Origin of the sequence: Muricoccus nepalensis (assembly GCF_006438825.1) — a bacterium.
GTDB classification, from domain to species: domain Bacteria; phylum Pseudomonadota; class Alphaproteobacteria; order Acetobacterales; family Acetobacteraceae; genus Roseomonas; species Roseomonas nepalensis.
Genome location: NZ_RCZP01000026.1, coordinates 18,173 through 40,012, shown reverse-complemented (window position 1 = coordinate 40,012; position 21,840 = coordinate 18,173). Strand labels below are relative to the sequence as shown.

18 protein-coding genes and 1 tRNA gene are annotated in these 21,840 nt (G+C 71.8%); 4 read left to right on the top strand and 15 right to left on the bottom strand.

The window, feature by feature from the left end; genetic code table 11:
• Positions 1 to 37: 37 nt before the first annotated feature.
• The 11 genes from EAH89_RS20565 to EAH89_RS20515 form a co-directional block, all read right to left on the bottom strand.
• Positions 38 to 961 carry a ribokinase gene (locus EAH89_RS20565; protein ID WP_140885589.1) on the bottom strand — a complete coding sequence of 308 codons (924 nt, stop codon included), beginning with the start codon at positions 959 to 961 and terminating at the stop codon, positions 38 to 40.
• On the bottom strand, positions 958 to 2,028 hold the full coding sequence (locus EAH89_RS20560) for an NAD-dependent epimerase/dehydratase family protein (RefSeq protein WP_140885588.1): 1,071 nt from the start codon (positions 2,026 to 2,028) through the stop codon (positions 958 to 960). The genes EAH89_RS20565 and EAH89_RS20560 overlap by 4 nt, the downstream gene beginning before the upstream one ends.
• A gap of 19 nt (positions 2,029 to 2,047) precedes the next feature.
• Positions 2,048 to 3,400, bottom strand: coding sequence for an NAD(P)H-dependent oxidoreductase (locus tag EAH89_RS20555; protein WP_140885587.1), 1,353 nt, complete (start codon positions 3,398 to 3,400; stop codon positions 2,048 to 2,050).
• Positions 3,397 to 3,984: a dTDP-4-dehydrorhamnose 3,5-epimerase gene (gene rfbC / locus EAH89_RS20550; RefSeq protein ID WP_140885586.1), complete on the bottom strand. Its 588-nt coding sequence runs from the start codon at positions 3,982 to 3,984 to the stop codon at positions 3,397 to 3,399. Before rfbC ends, EAH89_RS20555 begins: the two co-directional genes overlap by 4 nt.
• Positions 3,985 to 4,142: 158 nt before the next feature.
• Positions 4,143 to 4,385 carry an acyl carrier protein gene (locus tag EAH89_RS20545; RefSeq protein WP_140885585.1) on the bottom strand — a complete coding sequence of 81 codons (243 nt, stop codon included), beginning with the start codon at positions 4,383 to 4,385 and terminating at the stop codon, positions 4,143 to 4,145.
• The gene (locus EAH89_RS20540) at positions 4,382 to 6,337 is read right to left on the bottom strand and encodes an HAD-IIIC family phosphatase (protein ID WP_140885584.1); all 1,956 of its coding nucleotides are present in this window, start codon (positions 6,335 to 6,337) and stop codon (positions 4,382 to 4,384) included. Before EAH89_RS20540 ends, EAH89_RS20545 begins: the two co-directional genes overlap by 4 nt.
• Positions 6,338 to 6,350: 13 nt before the next feature.
• Complete coding sequence (locus tag EAH89_RS20535; RefSeq protein WP_140885583.1) at positions 6,351 to 7,952, bottom strand: MBOAT family O-acyltransferase; 1,602 nt, start codon at positions 7,950 to 7,952, stop codon at positions 6,351 to 6,353.
• A gap of 16 nt (positions 7,953 to 7,968) precedes the next feature.
• Positions 7,969 to 8,967, bottom strand: a complete 999-nt coding sequence (locus EAH89_RS20530; RefSeq protein WP_140885582.1) for a hypothetical protein — start codon at positions 8,965 to 8,967, stop codon at positions 7,969 to 7,971.
• A 158-nt stretch (positions 8,968 to 9,125) separates the two neighbouring features.
• Complete coding sequence (locus EAH89_RS20525) at positions 9,126 to 10,091, bottom strand: hypothetical protein (protein WP_140885581.1); 966 nt, start codon at positions 10,089 to 10,091, stop codon at positions 9,126 to 9,128.
• A 259-nt stretch (positions 10,092 to 10,350) separates the two neighbouring features.
• Complete coding sequence (gene rfbF, locus EAH89_RS20520; RefSeq protein WP_338325540.1) at positions 10,351 to 11,109, bottom strand: glucose-1-phosphate cytidylyltransferase; 759 nt, start codon at positions 11,107 to 11,109, stop codon at positions 10,351 to 10,353.
• 259 nt (positions 11,110 to 11,368) lie between these two features.
• Entirely contained in the window at positions 11,369 to 12,007 is a 639-nt protein-coding gene (locus EAH89_RS20515) for a Tat pathway signal protein (RefSeq protein WP_140885579.1), read from the bottom strand.
• 189 nt (positions 12,008 to 12,196) lie between these two features.
• On the opposite strand from EAH89_RS20515, the gene EAH89_RS20510 reads away from it, so the two are divergent.
• From EAH89_RS20510 to EAH89_RS20500, 3 genes are all read left to right on the top strand, one after another.
• Positions 12,197 to 13,993: a tetratricopeptide repeat protein gene (locus EAH89_RS20510; protein WP_241667124.1), complete on the top strand. Its 1,797-nt coding sequence runs from the start codon at positions 12,197 to 12,199 to the stop codon at positions 13,991 to 13,993.
• Between the two features lie 16 nt (positions 13,994 to 14,009).
• Positions 14,010 to 14,861: a 4-(cytidine 5'-diphospho)-2-C-methyl-D-erythritol kinase gene (locus EAH89_RS20505; protein ID WP_140885578.1), complete on the top strand. Its 852-nt coding sequence runs from the start codon at positions 14,010 to 14,012 to the stop codon at positions 14,859 to 14,861.
• 90 nt (positions 14,862 to 14,951) lie between these two features.
• A tRNA-Gln gene (locus EAH89_RS20500) sits at positions 14,952 to 15,026 on the top strand.
• Positions 15,027 to 15,101: 75 nt separating this feature from the next.
• Here the strand turns inward: EAH89_RS20500 and asnB are convergent.
• Complete coding sequence (gene asnB, locus EAH89_RS20495; RefSeq protein WP_140885577.1) at positions 15,102 to 17,111, bottom strand: asparagine synthase (glutamine-hydrolyzing); 2,010 nt, start codon at positions 17,109 to 17,111, stop codon at positions 15,102 to 15,104.
• A gap of 709 nt (positions 17,112 to 17,820) precedes the next feature.
• On the opposite strand from asnB, the gene EAH89_RS20490 reads away from it, so the two are divergent.
• A complete protein-coding gene (locus EAH89_RS20490; RefSeq protein ID WP_140885576.1) occupies positions 17,821 to 18,780 on the top strand; it encodes a radical SAM protein in 960 nt (319 codons plus the stop codon).
• A 23-nt stretch (positions 18,781 to 18,803) separates the two neighbouring features.
• Here EAH89_RS20490 and EAH89_RS20485 read toward each other — a convergent pair whose 3' ends face one another.
• The 3 genes from EAH89_RS20485 to EAH89_RS20475 form a co-directional block, all read right to left on the bottom strand.
• Positions 18,804 to 20,381 (bottom strand): ABC transporter substrate-binding protein, encoded by a 1,578-nt coding sequence (locus EAH89_RS20485; RefSeq protein WP_140885575.1) that lies wholly within the window; start codon positions 20,379 to 20,381, stop codon positions 18,804 to 18,806.
• Between the two features lie 158 nt (positions 20,382 to 20,539).
• Positions 20,540 to 21,046, bottom strand: a complete 507-nt coding sequence (locus tag EAH89_RS20480; protein WP_140885574.1) for a F0F1 ATP synthase subunit B family protein — start codon at positions 21,044 to 21,046, stop codon at positions 20,540 to 20,542.
• Entirely contained in the window at positions 21,046 to 21,834 is a 789-nt protein-coding gene (locus EAH89_RS20475) for a F0F1 ATP synthase subunit B family protein (RefSeq protein ID WP_241667123.1), read from the bottom strand. The genes EAH89_RS20480 and EAH89_RS20475 overlap by 1 nt, the downstream gene beginning before the upstream one ends.
• Between the last annotated feature and the right edge of the window lie 6 nt (positions 21,835 to 21,840).

Sequence of the window (21,840 nt, the reverse complement as noted above, 5' to 3'; positions counted from 1 at the left end):
CCCCGCCGCCCGGCCTCGCCGTCCGGGCGGCGGCCCCCTACGCCGCCGAGTCGATCCGCTCGGGCCCGGGCATGCCGTCCTGCGCGCCGTGGGAGAGGCAGGCGAGGGAGCCGGCCCGGCAGGCCCGCGCCGCGGCCTCGGGCAGCGCCAGCCCCTCCGCCAGCCCGGCGGCGAGCACGCCCACGAAGGTGTCTCCCGCCCCCGTCGTGTCCACCGGCCGCACCGGCAGGGCAGGCGCGTGCCAGGCGGCGCCGCCCAGCCCGAAGCCGCGCGCGCCCTCCGCCCCCAGCGTGACGATGCCGGCCCGCCCCGTGACTTCCACCAGCCGCCGCATCGCGCCCGGCGCATCCCCCGCCGCCTCGCCGAGCAGCGCCAGCGCGGCGAGGGCCTCCTGCTCGTTCGCGACGAGCACCGTGCTGGCGGCGAGGAGATCGGGCAGGAGCGCCGCGTCGCCCGCGCCCGGCGTGGGGGCGAGGTTCAGCACCACCTGGGCGCCCGCCTCGCGCGCGCGCCGCGCGACGGCCGCGCTCTCGCGCAGCGGCACCTCGGCCTGCAGCACCAGCACGCGCAGGCCCTCGAGCGCCGCGTCGGGAAGATCGGCGGCCGAGGCCGAGAGGTTCGCCCCGCTCGCGACGGTGATCGCGTTCTCCCCGGCCTCGTCGACGGTGATGAAGGCGCAGCCCGTCGGCGCCGCAACCTCCCGCAGCGCCTCCACCAGCACGCCGTTCCGACGCAGGTTCTCCCGCGCCGCGCGGCCGAAGTTATCCGCGCCCACGGCGCCGGCGAAGCGGACGGGCATCGCCGGGTCCCGGCGCGCCCGGGCCGCGGCCACCGCCTGGTTCGCCCCCTTCCCGCCGTGGAGCAGGCGGTAGCCGGGCGCGAGAACCGTCTCGCCCGGCCGCGGGATGCGCGGGACCCGGGCGACGAGATCGAGGTTGACCGAACCGAAGACGAGGATCACGCCGCGCGATCGGGCACCCAGGTCAGGTCCGTGCCGAGGCGCCCGCTCTCGAGCAGCGCGGCGAGGGTCTTCAGCCGGATGAACGGCGACTCCCGAAAGTTCGGGTCGGCGAAGCCCATGCCGCGCAGCCCCGCCAGCAGCCCGGCGATGGAGCGGTCCAGCGTTTCCTGCGGCTGGTGCTCTGGCGCCAGCTTGCGGAAGAGCGAGAAGTCGACCTGGTAGGAGCGCTTGTCCGGCGGCGCGTCCTTGTTGATGCTCACCTCGGTCCCCGGGATCGCGCCGGCAACGGCCTCCGCCAGCTCGCGCACCGTGTGGTTGCGCTCGTCCGAGCCCGCGTTCACGACGAGGAAGGGGCCGCCCTCGTCCTCGGGCCGGCGCTGGATCGCCCACTCGATCGCGCGCGCCATGTCGCGCACGTCGATCAGCGGCCGCCAGGGCGTGCCGTCGCTGAGCACCGACACCGTCCCGCTGCCCAGCGCGCCGGCGACGAAGTCGTTCAGCACGAGGTCGAGGCGCAGGCGGTCCGACATGCCGCAGGCGGTGGCGAAGCGAAGGCAGGTCACGGCCATGCCCGGGAGGTCGCGCTGGCGCAGCCCCTCCTCCGTGCCGATCTTGGAGCGGGCATAGGCCGTGAGCGGGTTCACGGCGTCGGTCTCGCGCCGCGCCCCTCCCTCCGCGAATCCGTAGACGCTGCAGCTCGAGGCGAAGACGAAGGCGCGCACGCCCGCGCGATGCGCCTGCTCCGCCACGCGCAGGCTCGCCTCCTGGTTGATGGCCTCGGTCACGGCCTCGAAGCGGTTCCCCATCGGGTCGTTCGAGACCGCCGCGAGGTGCACGACGGCGTCCACGCCCTCGAAGACCGCGTCCGGCACGTTCCGGACGTCGCCGAAGTGCTGCGCGTCCAGCAGCGTCTCGGGCACTGGCCCCGTCCCGGCGGGCATGGTGAGGCAATGCGCGAAGAGGCCGCTGTCGAAGCCGAGGAGCGTGGCATCGGGGAAGCGCTGCCTCAGGTGGCGCACCAGGACGGGTCCGACATAACCCATGTTCCCGGTGATCAGGATACGCATGCGCGTCATCGCTCCTCTGTCAGCCGGCGGGGCCGGCAAGTTCCGCGCCGGCCGGCGCCAGCTCGCGCGCCACGGGGGCGCTGGCGGCGGGGAAGGCCTCATCCTGCTCCGCGCGGAGGCGGTCGACCACGCGCCCTGCCGGGATCTCGACGTCGTCGTAGGTCAGCACGTGGTCCTTCCGCACGGCGCGGCGCAGGCGGCACCCCTCGGCCAGGCCCATCGGCAGCAGCCTCTCCGCCGCGGAGACCTCGTAGGCCTCGCACTGCCCGTAGGTGTGGAACCCGCCCAGCCCGTCGATGACCTGCCCCGCGGGCAGGTCCGTCTTGGCCGTCGCCACCACGTCCACGCGCGGGCCCGCGATGGGCTGCAGCACGGCGTCGCGGAACAGCACGGCGCGCGCGACCGAGAGCGGAACCTCGAAATGGCAGAGGTGATAGGGCGTGTAGAAGCTGTAGAGCGGCCCCTCCCCCAGCTTGTACAGGTTCAGGTAGTGGCGCTGCTTGGGGTCGTCATGTGTGGCCAGCACGTAGACGCCGGGGCCCGGCTTGGCGCCGACGACGTAGTCCACGACGCCGCCCAGCCGCTTCAGCTCCTCGGCGTCGTAGACGCGCGTGAGGTCGTCCACGTGCCCCGCGTGGTCCAGCCCCGTCATGCCGCGCTTCGACACCGTCATCCCCGTCGCGTTCGCGACGATGGCCTGCTCGAAGCTGATCTTCGTGCCGTCGGCGAAGCTCGTCACCATCGCGGGGTTCTGGCCCCACTTCGCGGCGAAGGCGGCCTGGGTCGCCGGCGTCCGGTAGGGGTCCTGCAGCCCCTTGATGTTGCCGCACATCACCGGCGTCAGCCCGATGGAGCGCACGAAGCGCCAGAGATTCATCTGCACGCCCGGCTGGTCGCCGTCGCAGCCCGTCAGCAGCACCCCGGCTGCCTCCGCGCGCCGGCGCAGGATGGGGCCGACGGTCCCGTCCAGCTCCGCGTTCATCGAGACGACGTCCCGTCCGCGCTCGATCGCGCGCAGCGTCACCTGCGCCCCGTGCTCCACCGCCCCCGTCGCGTCGATGAGGCAGTCGATCCCCGCGGCGTCGCAGAGCAGGAAGGCGTCCTCGGTCACGGCGGGCACGCCGCGGCGGATGCAGTCCTCGAGGGTGGAGAGCGTCGCCGCCTCCTCCACCTCCTCGCAGCCCGCCTCGGCGAAGGCGCGGCGCGCGTTGCCGATCGTCCGGTTGGCGATGGCGACCAGCCGCATGCCGGGCACCGAGTTGACGATCTGGTTGGCGATGCCGCGCGCCATGAAGCCAGCGCCGACCATGCCGACGGTGACGGGCCTTCCCTCGGCCGCGCGCTTCGCGAGCGCCGTATCGACGATGATCACGCCGTCTTCTCCTTCGCGGGCACCAGGCCGGTCATCAGCCCGACCCCATGGTACTCGGGATCGAAGTCGGGCCAGGACCGGTCCTTCTCCGAGAGCTCCACCGGCTCGATCGGCCACTCAATGCCGAGCCAGGGATCGTCGTGGCGCAGGCCACGTTCCCTCTCGGGCGCGTAGAAGGCGCTGACGAGGTAGAGCGCCTCGGCGTCGTCCGTCAGCGTGATGAAGCCGTGCGCGCAGCCGCGCGGCACGTACATCATGTCCCGGTTCTCGGCGCTCAGCTCGGCCCCGAACCACCGGCCGTAGGTCGGCGAATCCGGCCGCAGATCCGCGACGACGTCGTAGATCGAGCCGCGGATGCAGCGCACCACCTTCACCTCGGCCGCGGGCGGCAGCTGGTAGTGCATCCCCCGCAGCGTGCCGCGCCGGCCGGTCAGCGAGTTGTTCACCTGGACGAAGCGGGTCTCGAGGCCCGCGCCCCCGAACTCCTGCTCGCAGAAAAGGCGGCCGAAGAAGCCGCGGTCGTCGCCGCGGCGGTCCATCGCCACCACGCAGGCACCCTCAACCGTTCCGCGCTGGAACTTCACCGATGAGCGCTCCTTGATTCCGGCCTGGTGGACGCGCGGCCACCGATCACGACGTTGCAGTAGGGCATTAATCCGCGCACGGCAGGCCCGCAACTCGCTTCGGCCCGCGCGCTTTTCACAATCGCGGGTTCGTCAGGCCGCGCCGCCGCAATCGCGGCCTAGGCGAGCTTCCGCTCGATCACCGACACGAAGTCGCCGACGTTCTTCAGCCCGTCCAGCTCCGATGTGCGGAAACGCACCCCGAAGCGCATCTCCGCCGCCAGGATGAGGTTGATGTGCGTCTGGCTGTCCCATTCCGCGATGTCCTCCGCGGTCGTCGTGTCGGCCAGGGTGATCGAGTCGTCGTCGAAGACCTCGTGGAAAACCTCCGTCAGCGCGGCCATGATCGCGTCCCGGGTCATGCAACCCCTTCCATGATGGAGATGAAGTGCTCCGGCGCCACGAAGCGGTCGAGCTCCAGCCGCCAGAAGGTGGCGCCGTCCTCTGCGCCCGGCGGCGGGGGCATCGGCTCGAAGCCCAGCTTCGCGTAGTGGTCGCTCACCATGCCGTTCTTCGCGGTCGGCCGGTAGACGCCGATCAGCGCCCTCGCCCCCCGGGCGGACGCCGCGCGGACGAGGCTCTGCAGCATCGCCCGCTCGACGCCCCGCCCGAGGACGCGGCAGCTCATCAGCCAGGTGTCGATCGCGAGCGCGCCCTCCCCCGCGGGGCGCGCGAGCACCACCGCGATCAGCCCGTTGTCGCCGAAGCGATCGGCCAGCCGCACGCGGAGGGTGACGGAGGAGGGGTCCTCCATCACCTGCGCGATCTCGGCTTCCGTGTAGCGGCGCGTCGTCAGGTTGAACTGGTTCGTCTTGTTGGTGAGCTGCGTGACCCGCGCGAGGTCGACGGGCGCGATCGGGGCCGCGTCCATCACCATCTCGAGACTGCGCAGGAACCCTTCCATGTCCGTCGAGGAGGTCTGGCTGGCCCTCTGCCGCTCGGCGTTCAGGGCGTATTGCCGGCCGCGCTGCGCGTCGTCGGCCGTGAAGGCCGCCGCCTCGAAGTAGCCGGCCTCCGCCAAGCGGGCGGCGTAGCCCGCGACGTCCTCGGGCAGCTCCGGCACCGCCACCATGGGCAGCTCCCGCCGCACGATCGCCCGCTCCGCCGGGTTGTCGTCGACGAAGACGAGGCTGTCGATGCCGATGTTCAGCGTCGCCGCGATGTCCCGCAGGTTCGCGGCCTTGTCCGTCCAGTTGGCGACGAAGGCTGCGATCTGGTCGCGGCGGAGAACCATCTCCGGGTGCTTGTCGAAGGCCTCGACGGCGTTCGCCTCGTCGTTCTTCGAGCAGACCGCGAGGATGACGCCGCGCGCGCCCAGCAGGCCGCAGTAGCGCTGGAAGCCCGCATAGGCCTCCCCGGCCGCGCTGCCCTGGCCGAGCACGATCCCGCCCAGCCCGTCATCCCCGATCACCCCGCCCCAGAGCGTGTTGTCGAGGTCCAGCACGAGGCACTTGCGGGAGAGGCCGGCGACGGCCGCCGCTACCCGCGCCAGGAGGTCCCCGTAGAGCGGCGCGCTCCGCAGGCTGACGAGCTGCTTCGCCTGGTGCCAGCGGACGGGGTCCAGCCACCGCGCCGCCCCGTCCCGCGCCACCTGCCAGGCGAGGTCGAGCAGCAGCACGCCCTCCTCCCGGGCCGCGCGCCGCAGACCGGCGTTCAGCCGCTCCACCAGCGCCCCGGGCGCGGCGGCGACGAGGCCCTCGAAGTTGCCGAACAGCGGCGGCGCGGTGTTGACGATCGTCTGCTGCACGACCGTCGCGCCGTAGCGCTCCCGCGCCCGGCGCCAGAGGTGCCGCACCTCCTCGACGCGGCGCGCCACCGCCTCCTCGACCTCCGCCTCGCCCGCCTCGAGCGGCAGGCCGAGCTGGAACTCCGCCTCGTCGAGGGCGAGCAGCACGAGCTGGGGCGAGAACTCGTCGAGCTCCGTGGGCGGCCCGAGCAGCACCTGGCGGTACTGCCCGTAGGGCGCGACGCGCAGGTCGAGCGCCAGCCGCCGCCCGAGCCCCGCCACCCGCAGCGCCGGGAAGAGGTGGTCCACGGTGTGAGAGGCGAGAATCGCGAGCCGAAGGGGGAAGAGGCCGAGGCCGCGCAGCTCCGCCGGCGGCACGGCGTCGAGGGAGGCCAGCCGGTCGATCCGCCCCGCGGCGAGGAAGTTGTGGCGGTAGCCGGCGAGCTCGGCCGCCGCCCGCACCCGCTCCGCCGGCTGCGGCAGGCGGCGCGCGGCCGCGAGGGCCGCCGACAGGTCGGGATGCGCCGGCAGCCAGGCGAGATCGGCCTCCTCCGGGGCCTGGGGAGGCTGGACGCTCTGCTGATCCAAGGCCGTCGTCCCCTCAGAACTGGAAGTAAAGAAATTCGGTCGGCGCGGCGGAGAGGGCCCGCAGGATGGCGAAGAACCCCGCCACGCCGACGATGACGCCAAACGCCATCGTCGGCTGCCAGGAGAGCAGCCCGCGCCGCCGCGCCGCGTCCTTCACCGAGCTTCCGAAGGCCGTCTCGAAGCGGCCGAGCCATTCCTGGGAGTTCGGCAGCGTCCAGACGATCAGCAGGAATGCAACGAGGAGCAGGGCTTGGCTCAGCGGCGGCCCCGGCGCGAACTCGAAGCCGAGCGCCGTGGCGGTGCGCCAGACGCCCGGCAGCTTCGCGAGGATATCAGGCAGAACCGCGCCGTTCTGCCCGAGCATGCCCGAGAGGATGCTGACCGCCGCCGGCACGCTCGCCGCCCGGAAGAAGACGAGCGCGACGATCACGCAGAGGAAGGTGGTGAGCACGGCCACGGCGCGCGGGAAGGCGCGCGGGCTGTCCATCGTCCAGCCGCGCGAGGCCTTGAAGGTGCGCCAGGCGTGGTTGACCGTGAGGTACAGGCCGTGGAGCACGCCGAAGGCGATGAACTGCCAGCCCGCCCCGTGCCAGAGCCCCGCCAGGAACATCGTGAGCACGGTGGGCACGGCCACGAGCTGCAGGAAGGCGGCCGGCGAGGTCTTGCCCCGCTTGAGCCCGGGCTTGCCCTTCTGCAGCCGCGCGCGCGTCAGGTGCAGCGCCAGGGGGTTGTAGAGGTAAGCCGTCAGGAAGCGCGTCAGCGTCATGTGCCAGCGCGACCAGAACTCGATGATGTTTCGCGCCTTGTAGGGCGAGTTGAAGTTGCGCGGCAGGCGGATGCCGAACAGCATCCCCACGCCGATCGCCATGTCGGTGTAGCCGGAGAAGTCGAAGTAAATCTGCAGGGCGTAGGAGAGCGCGCCGAGCCAGGCGTCGGTCAGCACGGGCGGCACGCCCCCGGCGGCCCCCTCGAAGACGGGCGACACCCAGTGCGAGGCGGTGTCCGCCAGGAGGACCTTCTTGCACAACCCGATGATGAAGAGCGTGAGGCCGAGCGCGATCATCGACGGCTGCGGGCGGAAGATGCGGCTGTCGTCGAACTGCGGCAGCATCTCCTTGTGATGGGTGATGGGCCCCGCGATCAGGTGCGGGAAGAAGGTGATGAACATGCCGTAGTTGGCGAAGTTCGTCTCCTCCGCCACGCCGTCATAGGCGTCGATCAGGAAGGCGATCTGCTGGAACGTGAAGAAGGACATCGCGAGCGGCAGCGCGATCTCGGGGATGGGGAAGGCCGCGCCCGACACGTCGTTCGCTGTCTGCACGAGGAAGCCCGCGTATTTGTAGTAGCCCAGCAGCAGGAGGTTGCCCGCGATGCCCGCCAGGAGCAGCGGCCGGCTCTGGTGGCGCGAGAGGCGCCGGCCAAGCGCGTAGTTCGCCGCCATGGAGCTCATGAGCAGCGGGACGTAGAGCGGGTTCCACCACCCGTAGAAGAACAGCGAGGCCGCCGTGAGCCAGACGACGGCGGCGCGGAAGTAGCCCCGCGTGCCAAGGGCGAAGAAGACCACCCAGGCGACGGGCAGGAAGCCGAGGATGAAGGCGGCCGAGTTGAACAGCATGCCCCTCAGATCCCTCCTAGAGCTGGCTCAGGGGGCGTGCGCCGGAGGAGGCGCGGTAGTCCCGGAAGGCCCGCACCAGCTCCGCGGTGAAGCGCTGAGCCGCCGGCCAGTTGACGTGGATGGCGTCGGTGAACTCCGACGCCTCGCCCCCGAACACCGTCGCCCCGTCCCAGAAGGAGGTCGTCCCCACCTCGGCGAGCGCCGCACGCACCCCCGCCACGAAGGCCTGGTGCAGCTCGCCCGAGGGATCGTAGCGCTCCCGCCAGCCGGGATGCAGCGGCGCGGTGGTCACGAAGAGATGCCGCCCGCCCTCCGCGAGCGAGAGGGCGAAGCTCCGCAGCGCCGTGAAGCAGGAGGCGTCCAGCCGCTTCACGGGACCGTAGAGAAGCCCGCGGTTACCCGGGGCGTTCAGCGGCCCGTCCCCGAAGCGCGTCATGATGAGGGATTCGACTTCGCCGTGCGCCGCCCGGAGATCGGCGATGTGCCCGGCGTTGCGGGCGAGCGACACGGGGTCGAACTGGGTAATGTAGAAGGGGTAGAGCCAGCGCCGGTCGAAGACGTAGGCGTCGACCGTCCCGGGATCGAAGAGCTGATCCGGCTTCTGGGCGCAGCTCGTGAAGTCCTGCGGCGCCACCACGAGAAGCGCGCTCTGCACCGACGGGAAGTGGCGGATAAGGTAGCGCGCCACCCAGGTCGACTGGTCGATGCCCGCGTGGCAGACGCCGCCGTTCAGCGGGCGGGCCGCCGGAACCCGCTGGACGAACTGCTGGCTGTCGATGCCCCGCCAGGCGAGCGAGGAGCCGACGATGAGGAGGTTCGGCGCCTCGGGCGGGTTGTTGCGCAGCCAAGTGAGCTTCTCGTCGGCGCAGATCTCGTTGACGAGGGCGGGCGGGGGCAGGAGACCCGCTTTGTCCAGCGCCACGATCGTCGCCATGTAGCCGACGAAGAGGGCGCTGAACGTCGCCGCCACGGTCGCGATGTACCGGGCCCAGGGCCCGCGCGCACGCGCCGGCAAGTCGTCCGCCGGCCGTTCGGAGCCATCGCCCGGAAGTCCAGCCGCCATTACCGAATCAGGTCCTTCGCGAAGCATGCGATCCGCATCATCCAAGGACAGCACCATTTCGAATCAAGGCCGCGCATCGTCCTATGTTAAACGGGCTGCTGCCGTTTCCCTCAGGCATCGCGTCGCGAGGTTCCCCAGGCCGCCTTCCGGGACTGCAGGAAGCTCCGCAGGCGACGGTGAAATTCCCAGTAGTGCTCGCGCCCGGTGATCCCCAGCGTGACGTCGAGCGGCTTAATCGGATGCCAGAGCATGTTCCGGCGCAGCCGCGGCAGGGGCAGCTTGGCCGGACGGAAGACGAAGGTTCCGGGGCAATGCGTCCCGCTGACGAGCGAGTTCCTGTAGAAGCGACCGCGGTTCTCCGGCGCGACGAACTCGCCCAGCCCCCCGATGTCCTCCAGCCGCAGCCCGGCGTTCCGAAGGAGCGTCGGCCAGGTGACCTCGCAATGCCCCGTCCATCCCTCGCGATAGGCGCTGTCCATGACCTTCATCGCGCGCGCGCTGGCCCGGAACAGGGGCATCAGGCAGCCCACGCGGTCCTCCCAGCGGAAGTTGGGCAGAACGGCGCTCGGCCCCTCGGGCGCGCCGAACAGCGCCCACATCCACCAGTTGGGCTGCGTCTCCGCCGTCCGCATGGTTGTTGCGAGGAGGTCTGCCTGGCTGTTCTCGAAGCTGGCGAAGAAGCGCTCCCACCGGCCGCTCCAGCGAACGTCGTACTCCATGAACCAGTAGCGCTCGAAGCCGGGGTGATGCCGGTAGAAGTGCATGCCCGGCAGGTCCGTGTGCCCGCCGCCCCAGATCGACCAGTCCGACCCACCCGCCGATTTGCCGGGGTATTCGGGCGTGCGGATCTCGGGCGTGGTGACGAAATGATGCGGCAGTTCCTTCAGCGCCTCGGGCTTCGGCGTTCCCGGCGGAACATGCATGAGGAAAAACACCCGGTAATGCGCAGGGCAGGCCTGCTGCAGTTTCCGGAATTGCCGCAAAATGCCCGGGGTAATCAGGTGCGACTGAAAAACCAGGGCCGTCAAAGCGGGAGAATGGGCAGCTTTTTCGTCGGCCAAGATGTCCACCCTCATCTCCAATCCGGAACCTCGCCGGACCTAGCATGCGGCGCGGAATGTCCACCATCGACGTTTAATGCCGAAAAACGTTGCTTTCTGAAATTCAGCACAACGTGATGACGCCGCCGCGCCGATCACCTTTCGTTGCGAATGGGGTTCAGACGGGCCGGGCTGCCGTGGCGTGGCCCCAGGACGGGCCGCGCCTCTCCCGGCGCCCGGGGAGCGCCAAGCCGCACCCCCGGGAAGACAAGCGCCAACGGGCCGGCGAAGGCCCCTACCAGATCTTCCAGGGCGCCTTGCCGGCCGCCCACAGCTCCTCGAGGTGCTTGCGGTCGCGAAGCGTGTCCATCGAGTACCAGAAGCCCTCGAAGGGATGGGCCATCAACTCCCCCTCCCGCGCGAGCGCCTCGAGCGGCTCGCGCTCGAACACCGTCGAGTCGCCGGCGATGTAGTCGAAGATCTTCGGCGACAGCACGAAGAAGCCGCCGTTGATCCAGATCTCGCCACCGAGCGGCTTCTCGTCGAAGCTCGTCACCCGCCCGTTCTCGATCGCGAGGGAACCGAAGCGCGACGGCGGCCGGACCGCCGTCACCGTGGCGATGCGCCCGTGCGCCTCGTGGAAGTCGGCGATCTTCTGCAGGTCCAGCGCGGTCACGCCGTCGCCGTAGGTCATGCAGAAGGGCTCGTCGTCGAGATGCTCGCGCAGGCGGGCCAGCCGGCCGCCGGTCATCGTCTCGAGGCCCGTGTCCACCAGCGTGACCTTCCACGGCTCGGCCGTGTGGCGGTGTAGCGTGACGGTGTTGCGGGCGAGGTCGATCGTCACGTCCGCCGCCTGAAGGTGGTAATCGGCGAAAAACGCCTTGATCATGTGCCCCTTATAACCGAGGGGCAGCACAAACTCGGTAATTCCATTGGCGGCATATATCTTCATAATATGCCAGAGGATGGGCCGCCCGCCAATTTCCACCATGGGCTTGGGACGGGCCTCGGTTTCCTCCATCAGCCGGGTTCCGTAGCCACCGGCGAGAATCACGGCTTTGCGAAGCTTCACGAGCGAATCACCGTTGCTAAATTGTTTGATCGCGTAACGTCAAACAATTTTAAGCACAGCGCAAGGATGCTTGCACGGCCGGGAGGCGTCAACACGACACCTTTCTGAGAAGATTATGAAGCTTCATCCATCTGTCTTTTGAGGTTTAAACCAGCCGGGCTGGTGCGCCCGCGCGTCCCCGGCGAGGACGCGCGGGTGGGCGGACCGCTTGCAAGCCCCGCTGCAAGCCCTGCGCCAGCTATCAGCGCCAGACCACGTCTGTCCGGCTGCAGGTTTCCACCCCGCGCCGCTCCGCGGTCGCCCCGTTGTTGTAGACGACGCGGATATCGGCGGCGCAGCTGCTGCCGCCCGGCAGGCGCACGTAGAGGGACTGGCCCGGCTCCATGACGCTGGTCCCAAGCCGGTCCGAGCCCCAGCTCGATTGCGACGAGAGGGAGATGTAGAGCTCGCGGATGACCTGGCCCGAGCGGTTGACGAAGTTGAAGGACGGGTCGCCGCCGCGCGGCGCCGCCACCGACGCGCCCGCTCCCGCGCCCATGCTGACGCTCGCCCCGGCACCCGCGCCCGCCCCCCCGAAGGCGATGGTGTTGATCGAGCAGGCGTTCAGGCCCATCCGGGTCTCCTCCCGCCCGCTGGCGTAGGTGACGCGCACGTCCAGCATGCAGTCGCCAAAATTCGGCGTCACGTAGACCCGGTTGCCCGCGGGCAGCACCCCGCTGCCGAGGATGTCCGGCCCCCAGTTCGACAGCCGCGACGCCGAGACCTGCGCAGTCTGGATGGTGTCGCCGGTGTTGTTGACCAGCCAGAACCGGTTCTGCGCCTCCGCCGGCGCGGCGGCCAGGCCCGCCAGCAGGGCGAGCGCCACGATCAGGGCACGCATCGTTACCTCCTCAAGAGATCGTTACGCATCGAAACACAGCTTCTGGTAGAGAAGAAGTCGCGTCTTCGTGAGGAAACTTTCCGCAACCGGCGGCGACCTGGCACAAGATTGCCACACTGCTTGCGCCTCGGCGGGCGTCCCCAAGCCGGCGCTGGCGTCTCACGGGCCGGTGATCCTACGCTGCATCGCATGATGCCGCCCGAGGCCACCCCGCGCTTTCCCTCCTCCTCGCCGATGCCGCGCCGGGCCAGCGGCGCGCGGCGGCGTGGGCAGGCCCTCCTGCTCGCGGCCGCCCTGCTGGCGGGCTGCGCCGCCGGGGAACGCGGCTTGGCCGCCACCGAGGCCGAGCTCGCGGAGCCCCCGCCGCCTGCCCCCGTCGCGGCCCCCCGCCGCGCCGTCCCCGCGCCCTCCGGCGTCTACGGCGCCTACCTCGCCGGCCGCCTCGCCGCGAACGAGAGCGACGCCGCGGCCGCGGCCGAGGCGCTGCTCGCCGCCCTCGCCGCCGACCCGGACGAGCCGGAGATCCTCACCCGCGCCTTCAGCGCCGCCGTCATGGACGGCCGGCCCGACGCCGTGCGCCTCGCCCGCCGCCTGCCCGACAGCCAGCTCGCGGCCCTCCTGCTCGCCGGCTCCGACGCCCAGGGCGGCCGGTGGGAGCGGGCCGAGGCGCGCATCCGCGGCCTGCCGCGCCAGGGAAGCGCCCAGATCCTCCAGCCGCTGCTGCTCGCCTGGGCGCAGGCCGGGCGCGGCAACCCCGACGCCGCGCTGGCCACCCTCCGGCCCTTCGTGGAAGCGGGGGCGCTCCGCGCCGTGGCCGCGCTGCACGGCGCGATGATCGCCGACCTCGCCGGCCGCGCGCGCGAGGCGGAGCGGCTGATCCGCGTCGCCGTGGCGGAATCCGGGGAGCCGAACCTTCGCCTGACCACCATCGCCGCCGGCATCCTCGCCCGCGCGGGGCGCGAGGCGGACGGCGCGCGGCTGTTCGACGCCATGTCCGTGGGCTCGGACGACATCGCGCTGACCGCCGGCCCGGCGGCGCGGCGCGCGGCGCTCGCCGGGCGGGCCGTGGCCTCGCCGGTGGAGGGAATGGCGGAGGCGCAGGTGGCTCTCGGCGCCTCGCTGCGGCGGCAGGGCGCGCCGGAGCTCTCCCTCATCCTCGCCCGCCTCTCCCTGCGCCTGCGCCCCGGCTTTGCGCCCGCGCTGATCCTCGCCGCCGAAAGCCTGGCGGACGAGCGCCACGTCGACGCCGCGCTGGCGGTACTGGCGAGCGTGCCGGCGGAGGACCCGATGGCCCCCCTGGCCAGCCTTCGCCGCGCCTCCCTGCTGAACCGCCTCGGGCGGGCGGACGACTCCCTCGCGCTCCTCCGGCGCACCGCCGAGGCCTTTCCCGGCGCCCCCCAGCCCGTGGTCGCCATGGGCGACGTGCTGCGGGGCGAGGGGCGCCACGCGGAGGCCGCCGCCGCCTACGGCACGGCGATCGACCGCCTCGCCCAGCCCGGCGCGGCCGACTGGCCCCTCTTCTACGCCCGGGCCGTCGCGCGCGAGGGGGCGGGGGACTGGCCGGGCGCCGAGGCCGACCTCCGCCAGGCGCTCCTCCTCTCGCCCGAGCAGCCCTCCGTCCTGAACCACCTCGCCTACGCCTGGGTGGAGCGCGGGGAGCGGCTGGAGGAGGCGCGCGGGATGCTCGAGCGCGCGGTGGCCGCCCGCCCACAGGACGGCAACATCGCCGACAGCCTCGGCTGGGCGCTGTTCCGCAGCGGCGACGCGGCGGGCGCGATCCGCTGGCTGGAGCGCGCCGCGGAACTGGAATCGCGCAGCGGCGTCATCAACGACCATCTCGGCGACGCCTACTGGGCCGCCGGGCGCTGGGCGGAGGCGCGCTTCCAGTGGCGCCGCGCCCTCGGGCTTGCGTTGGACCCCGCCGAGGCGGCACGCGTGGAGGCGAAGCTGCGCGACGGTCTTCCGGCCGCCACCGCGCTGCGCTGAACGGGCAGGACCGCACGTGATCGAGGACGCGCCGGCCAAGGTGAACCTGCACCTGCACGTCACCGGGCGCCGGGCCGACGGCTACCATCGGCTGGACAGCCTGGTGGTCTTCGCCGGCGCCTCGGACAGCCTCCGCGTCGGCCCTGGGGAGGGCGTGACGCTCGGCCTCGGCGGGCCCGAGGGCGGCGCGCTGGCGGCCGAGCCCGACAACCTCGTGCTGCGCGCGGCGCGGCGGCTGGCCGAGGCGGCAGGCCGCCCCCTGCCTGGCGCCGCGCTCCACCTCGAGAAGCGCCTGCCGGTGGCCTCCGGGATCGGCGGCGGCTCGGCCGACGCCGCGGCCGCGCTGCGGGCGCTGGACCGCTTCTGGGGCCTCGGCCTCGGCGCCGCCCGGCTGGAGGGGATCGCGCTCGGGCTGGGGGCGGACGTGCCGGTCTGCCTCGCCTCCCGCCCCGCCCTCATGGGCGGCGTCGGGGAGGTGCTGTCGCCGGCGCCGCGCCTGCCGGCCTTCGGGATGGTGCTCGCCAACCCGCGCGTGGCGCTGCCGACCCCCGCCGTCTTCGCGGGGCGCCAGGGCGCCTTCTCCCCGCCCGCCTCCCTCCCGGCCTCCTGGCCCGACGCCGCGTCCCTGGCCGAGGGGCTGCGAGGGCTGCGGAACGACCTGGAGCCCCCGGCCATCGCCCTCTGCCCGCCCGTCGCCGCGGTGCTGGACGCGCTCGACGCCCTGCCCGGGACCCTGCTCGCGCGCATGAGCGGGTCGGGCGCGACCTGCTTCGCCCTCTTCCGCGACGCCGCCGCCGCCGCCCGCGCCGCGGCGCTCCTCCCCGCCGCCTGGTGGCGCTGGGGCGGCGCGGCGCGGACTGGAGACTGACGGCCGGGAAGACCGCGGAAAGGTGCCGCGAAGGGGTTTACGCGCGGCGCCGCGGAGGACATCTTCCGGCCGGCCGGCAAGCCCGGGCGATGGGGCGTCGCCAAGTGGTAAGGCAGCGGTTTTTGGTACCGCCATTCCCAGGTTCGAATCCTGGCGCCCCAGCCAAGGCCCGGAAAACGATCCCATCCGACACGTCAGCCCCCGCGCCCCGGGCCGAGCCCGGCCACGGGGCGCGCGCCCTCAGTGCGGGACGAAGCGGGCGGCCCGCACCTCCGGCAGGGAGGGGATCCACTCCTCCATCTCCGGGGCCGCGACCTTCGAGGCCTGGCTGAAGGACGCGTACCAGGCCTGGAAGATGAGAAGGTTCCAGATCACCCGGTTGAAGGAGTGGCCGCGGTAGAGGAAGGCCTCCCAGAGGGCGCGGCACGCGCGCACGTTGAGCAGCCCGTGCGCCGCCAGCGCGGCCGGGCTCATCAGCCCCTCCGCCCAGTCGCGCAGCTCGTCCTTGAGCCAGATCTCCACCGGCGCGCCGAAGCCGCGCTTGGGCCGGTCCAGCAGCTTCTGCGGCACCTGCTTGTAGAGCATCTTCCGGAGCGGCAGCTTCCCCTGCCCCGCGCTGTACTTCTCCGAGGTCGGGAAGCGCCAGGACATCTCGATCACGCGGTAGTCGAGCAGCGGGCAGCGCACCTCGAGCGAGGTGGACATGCTGGCACGGTCCACCTTCGCCAGGATGTCGTCGATCAGGTAGCTCGTCATGTCCATGAAGCTCATGCGGTCGATCGGTGTCGACTGGCCGAGCAGGAACTGCGGGTTCTCCAGCGGGTTCGGGACGAGGGTCGGGTCGGCGAGCAGGGAGTCGACGTTGAGCGTCTGCGACACCAGCATGCGGTGCACCTGGTCGGCGTCGCCCGAGGTCATGACGCGCGCGAGAAGCCGCAGCCGGCGCGCCATCCGGACCTGCCCGAGGCGCTCCGCGGCGGGCGCCAGGCTGTTGGAAACCGCGCCGGCCAGCGCGCGCGCCGCCCCTGGCAGTCCCTGGCGCCGCAGCAGCCAGTCGTCCACCGCCGCGTAGCGCGTGTAGCCCGCCAGCAACTCGTCGCCGCCGTCGCCCGAAAGGGCCACCTTCACGTGGCGCCGCGCCAGCCGGCACAGCAGCGTCGTCGGGACGATCGAGTCGTCGGCGAGGGGCTCGTCGCTGATCTCGGCAACGTCCCGGATCATGTCCTGGATGTCCGCCGCGGCAAGGTAGGATTCCTCGTGCCGCGTGCCGAGATGCGTCGCGACGGCGCGCGCGTGCGGCGCCTCGTCCCACTCCTTCGCCCGGAAGCCGATGGCGAAGCTGTGGACGGCGCTCGGCGAGACCTTCGTCATCACCGCCGTCACGAGGCTTGAATCGATACCGCCCGAGAGGAAGGAGCCGACGGGCACGTCCGCCACCATCCGGAGCGCGACCGCGTCCTCCACCAGCGCCTCGAACTCGTCCTGCCGCGCCGCGCGGCCGGACGCCTGGGCCTCGAGCCCCTCCATGACCATGCCGCGCACGTCCCAGTAGGGAACCGGCTCCGGCAGGATCTGCTGCGACGCGACCCGGGCGTCGAGGCGCAGGATATGGCCGCCGGGCAGCTTCGAGATGCCCGCGAAGATCGTCTGCCGCCCGGCGATGTAGCCAATCTGCAGGAAGCCCGAAACCGCCTCGGCCGAGAGGCGCCCGTCGAAGGCGGGATGCGCCTGCAGGGCCTTCAGCTCCGAGCCGAAGAGGAAGTGGCCACCCATCCAGCCGTAGTACATCGGCTTCTTGCCGATCCGGTCGCGGGCGAGCGACAGCGTCCGGTCGAGCCGGTCCCAGACGGCGACGGCGAACATCCCGTTGGCGCGCTGCAGCGCGCGCTCCAGCCCCCACTCGTCGATCGCCTCGACGAGCACCTCCGTGTCGGAGTGCCCGCGCCAGGCGTGGCCACCCCGCGCGGCATCGATCTCCGCGCGCAGCGCGGCGAAGTTGTAGATCTCGCCGTTCATCATGACGATGTAGCGGCCGTCGGCGGAGATCATCGGCTGGTGGCCGGCCGGCGACAGGTCGATGATGGAGAGCCGGCGGAAGCCGAAGGCGACCCCCTGGCACGTATCCGTCCAGGTCCCGTGGTCGTCAGGGCCGCGGTGCGTCAGGCGGTCGCGCATGCCCCGGATGATCCGGAGGGAAGCTTCCTCGCTGGCGCGGTGCGCCGGCGACCAGAAGCCGGTCAAACCGCACATCGCGTTCGCTTCCTTGTCCTGACCTGCTTCTGAAGACCGCCGTTCCGGGAGGAGGCGGGAACCATGCTGCTCCGGGGTCGGCACGCCGACGGAGAGGGCATCATGGCGTCATGCCTGTCGTCGCGTCCGGAGAACTCTGCCGCTCAACCAACCGAACCCACTCCCCCTGCAGCATCACGGCCCACGAAATAGGAAGGCACTCCGGTTACACGGCCCGGTCCTCCGCCGAGCGGGGCACCTCCCGAGAGGCGGCGCTGAGCAAATTTCCTTTCGGCAATGTAAGGCTTAGCAACAATACAGCGGGCTGAAACATTAGGAAGGATAAAATTGTGGGGAGATGGACCGTCCGTCGACCAAAGTGCCGTTGCGAAGTCATGCAAAAACCATCACTCACTTTTGCGTGAATATATTCTGCTGCAATCGGTTGTATTGCGGGTATTCCGCGGGGCTCTGCACCACCCGTGCGTTAGGCCGAATGCCTTCTGCAACCTTCCTCTTTCGACTCGGCGGTTCGCGCCCGGCCATGACGCCGCCGAACCTGTTCGCTAGCCTCGCTCAAGAGCCGGTGAGACTCGGCAAATCAGGACTGTGAGCGGCGAACGAGGCTTGTCGCTGGCCAGGGCGACTGCCAAATAGAACATTAGAAGAACACAACGCCGGTCGATCCAAGCGAACAGGCGCAGCGCGCGAAGGGAAGGCACGAGATCCCATGACCCACCTGTCCGCCATCACGCCCGCCCGGCCAAGCTACCTCTCCCAGGCCAGCGGCGGCGATGCCCCGGCCCGGGACGCGCGGCTCTCGGCGGTGCTCTCGCTCATGGAGACGGGCGGCCTTTTCCCCCAGGCGCTCCCCGGCGCCACGGCCGAGGAGGCGCCACCCGCCTGGACCGGCACCTCCCCCGGGCTCGACCTGGGGGCGCCCCTGCCCTTCACGCCGGACTTTCCCGCCCGGCTGGAGCGTAAGATCGGCGAGAGGGGCGACGCGTCGCGCCCCGTCCTGCTCGGCGCCGGCACCGATCCCTACCAGCCGGTCGAGCGCATCCTCGGGGTGACGCGCGCCGCGCTCGAGGTGCTGGACCGGCTCGGCCATCCCGTGACCCTCGTCACGAAGTCCACGAGCGTGCTGCGCGACCTGGACATCCTGGGGCGCCTGGCGGGCCGGGGGCTCCTGCGGGTCTGCTTCCCCGTCGCCACTCTCGACCACCGCCTCGCCCGACTCCTAGAGCCCCGCGCGCCCACGCCGCTGCGCCGCCTGGCCGTGATGCACGAGCTCTCCCGCCACGGCATCCCCGTCGCCGTCGTCGCGGGCCCGATGATCCCGGGCGTGAATGACGCCGAGATGGAGAAGGTGCTCGAGGCGGCCCAGGCCCACGGCGCCCGCGCGGCGGCCTACGTCCTCCTGCGCCTGGCGCCCGATCTTCGCCGTGCCGTCGAGGCCTGGCTCAACGCCCAGATGCCCGACCGCGCCGCGCGCGTGCTGGCGCTGATTCGGGGAAACCGAGCCGGGCGCCCCCAGGACGCCCGCCCCGGGCTGCGCCCCCTCGGGGTGGACACCGCCGCCGAGGCGCTGGCCCGCCGCTTCGCTGCCGCGCTGCCCCGCCTGGGCCTGGACGGCGCGCAGGCGGGCGCGGCCCTGCCCGCCGCGGACCGGCAGCCCGTGCTTCTCTAGCGGGGGCTGCCGCGCGGTTCGCGCTACTGCACCCGCACGTAGCGCAGCGGGAAGTAGTTGTCGGCCATGAGCTGCAGCGAGATGTTCTGCCGCGCCGCCCAGACCACCACCTGCTGGTGGACCGGGATATGCCCGACCTCGTCCACGTGGATCTTCGTCGCCTCGTTGATGAGCTGCTGCCGCTTCGCGGGGTCGAGCTCCACCGCGATCTGGTCCGTCAGCTCGTCGAAGCGCGCGTTGCTCCAGCCGCCCGAGTTGAACACGCCCCGCGTGCCGCCGCGGCTGGCCATGATGTTGTAGAAGGTGTTGTGCGCGTCGTAGGTCGTGGGCGTCCAGCCGAGCATGTAGAAGCTCGTGTTGTAGCGCGGCGCCAGGATCTCGGCGAAGTAGCGCGCGCGGGTCTGGGCGTTCAGCGTCACGCGGACGCCGATGCGCGCCAGCATGGACACGACCGCCGTGCAGATCGCCTCGTCGTTCACGTAGCGGTCGTTCGGGCAGTCCATCGTCACGCCGAAGCCGTTGGGGTAGCCGGCCTCCGCCAGCAGGCGCTTGGCGGCGTCGATGTTCGGCCGCACGACGCGGTCCTCCGCCTCCACGAAGCCGTTTACGCCCGGGCCGATCATGAGCGAGGTGGGGCGCGACTGCCCGCGCATGATGCGCGTCTTGATCGCCTCGAGGTCGATCGCCTGCTGCATGGCGCGGCGCACGCGAACGTCGCGGAAGGGGTTGCGCCCGCGCACGTCGGACTTCAGCAGCTCGTCGCGCGTCTGGTCCATGCCGAGGAAGACGGTGCGCAGCTCCGGCCCCTGGTGGACGCGCACGCCGGGCGAGCGGCTCAGCCGGTCCGTGTCCTGGGGCGGCACGGTGTAGACCATGTCCACCTCGCCCGAGAGCAGGGCGGCGATGCGCGTCGCGTCGTTGCCGATGACGTTGAAGACGACCTCGTCGAGGTTGTGCTCGGGCTTGTCCCACCAGTTCGGGTTCGGGCGCAGCACCGTGCGGCGGTCGGGCTCGCGGCTGATCAGCACGAAGGGCCCGGTGCCGTTCGTGTTGCGGGTCGCGAAGTTCTCCTGCCCCGTCGTCAGGTCCACGGCGTTGGTGGCGTTGTTCGCCTCCGCCCAGCGCTTGGACATCATCGTCCAGGTGGTGATCTCCTCGAGGAAGATCGGGTCGGGGTTGATCGTCTCGAACTCGACGGTGAAGTCGTCGATTTTGCGGATGTCCTTCACCGAGGACAGCACCGAGGTGAGGTTGGACCCCTGGCCGCGCACGCGCGCCGCGCTGAAGAGGACGTCGTCCGCCGTGAAGGGCGTGCCGTCGTGGAACTTCACGCCCTGGCGGAGATTGAGCCGCCAGACGGTGGGCGAGGTCTGCGCCCAGGAGGTCGCGAGGGCGGGCTCGATCTTCAGCTCGCGGTTCCGGCGGACCAGCGGCTCGTAGATGTTCGCGGTGAAGGAGAGGAGGAAGGTCTCGTTCCGCGCGTAGGGGTCCATCGAGTTGACGTCGCCGTCATTGGCCCAGCGGAAGGTGGCGGCATCGGCGGCGCCAAGGCCGGCGCAGAGCACCAGCGCCGCGGCGCCGGCCAGAAGGTAACGTCGCATCCCTCGGACTCCCTTGTCGGATTCCCGGGGAGGCTAGTCGGGCCCGGCCGAAATGCAAACGGGTGCCGCGGGATACAACGTTCCCCAAGCGCCTCGATCGCAGAAACGCGAACGGGGGCCGCGAGGCCCCCGTCGATCCAACGTCCGGAGAGGGCGCCTCAGGCGGCGCGGAGCGCCCGCGGCAGGTCGGCCACGGCCTTGTCGATCATGCCGGCATCGGCCTCGGCCGTCAGCTTCTCCGCGATGACGGAGCGGGCGGCGGCAGCCGCGATCTCGGCGGCGGCCTGGCGGACGTCGCTGATGGCGCTCGCCTCGGCCGCGGCGATGCGGTCCATGGCCATCCGCTCGCGCCGGGCGGCGCTGGCCTCGGCCTCGGCCGTCGCGGCGGCGGCCACGCGGTCGGCCTCAGCGCGGGCACGGGTGATCATCGCCTCGGCCTCGGCCAGGGCGGCGGCGCGGTCGGCCTCGGCCTGCTTGCGCATGGCCTCCGCCTCGGCGCGAAGCCGCGTGGCCTCGGCCAGCTCGTTCCGCACGCCCTCGGCGCGGGCATCGAGCGCGTGCATCGCCTTCGACCAGATCGTCCGGCCCAGCAGGAGCAGGAAGATGACGAAGGAGACGGCGACCCAGAACTTCGGGTCGAGCCAGAAATGCTCGTAATGGTGCATCACGCCGCTCCCTGGCTGATGTTGCGGGCCGCGAGCTCGCGATCCACGGCGGCTTCGACCGCCGCCTTGTCGTCCAGGCCCGAGAGGCGCTTCACCAGCGCCTCGGTCGCGTCCGTCGCGGCCTCGCGCAGCGCGGCCATGGCCCCGTCGCGGGCGGCGGCGATGCGCGCCTCGGCCTCGGCGATCTGGGCGTTGAGCTTCTCGGCCAGCGCCTCGCCGCGCTTGGCGGCATCGGCCTGGGCGGCGGACGCGGCGGCGGCTACGGAGGCCTGGGCCTCCGCGCGGGCCCGGGCGGTGCTGTCGCGCTGGCCGGCCTCGGCGGCCTCGGCCTCGGCGCGGGCGTCGCGCGCCGCGTCCAGGTCGGCGCCGATGCGGGCGCGGCGGCCCTCCAGCACCTCGGCCACGGGGGGCAGCAGGTAGCGGGAGGCGACGTAGACGAGCAGCCCGAAGATGACGAAGAGCCAGACCACCTGGGCGATGGTCAGCGGGTTGCCGAAGTCGAGCTGCGGCATGCCGCCCGTGTCGGCGGCCTCGTGCGCGGCGGCGTTGTACTCGGCCGCGGTGCGGTTGGCCTCCCGGATCGCGAGGGCGCGGTCGCTGTCCGCCTGCACGGGCGGGCTCGGCGGGCGCTGGCCGGGAAGGGGCTCGTCGGTGCGGACCGGGCCGGTCGGCGCGGGCGCGGTGACGTGCTGGGCGAGGGCGGCCGATCCGACGAAGCTGGGCGCCTGCGCGAGCAGCAGGCCGATCGCCGCGAGACGCAGGAGCGAACCGTGGGGCAGGCGGGGCATCATGTC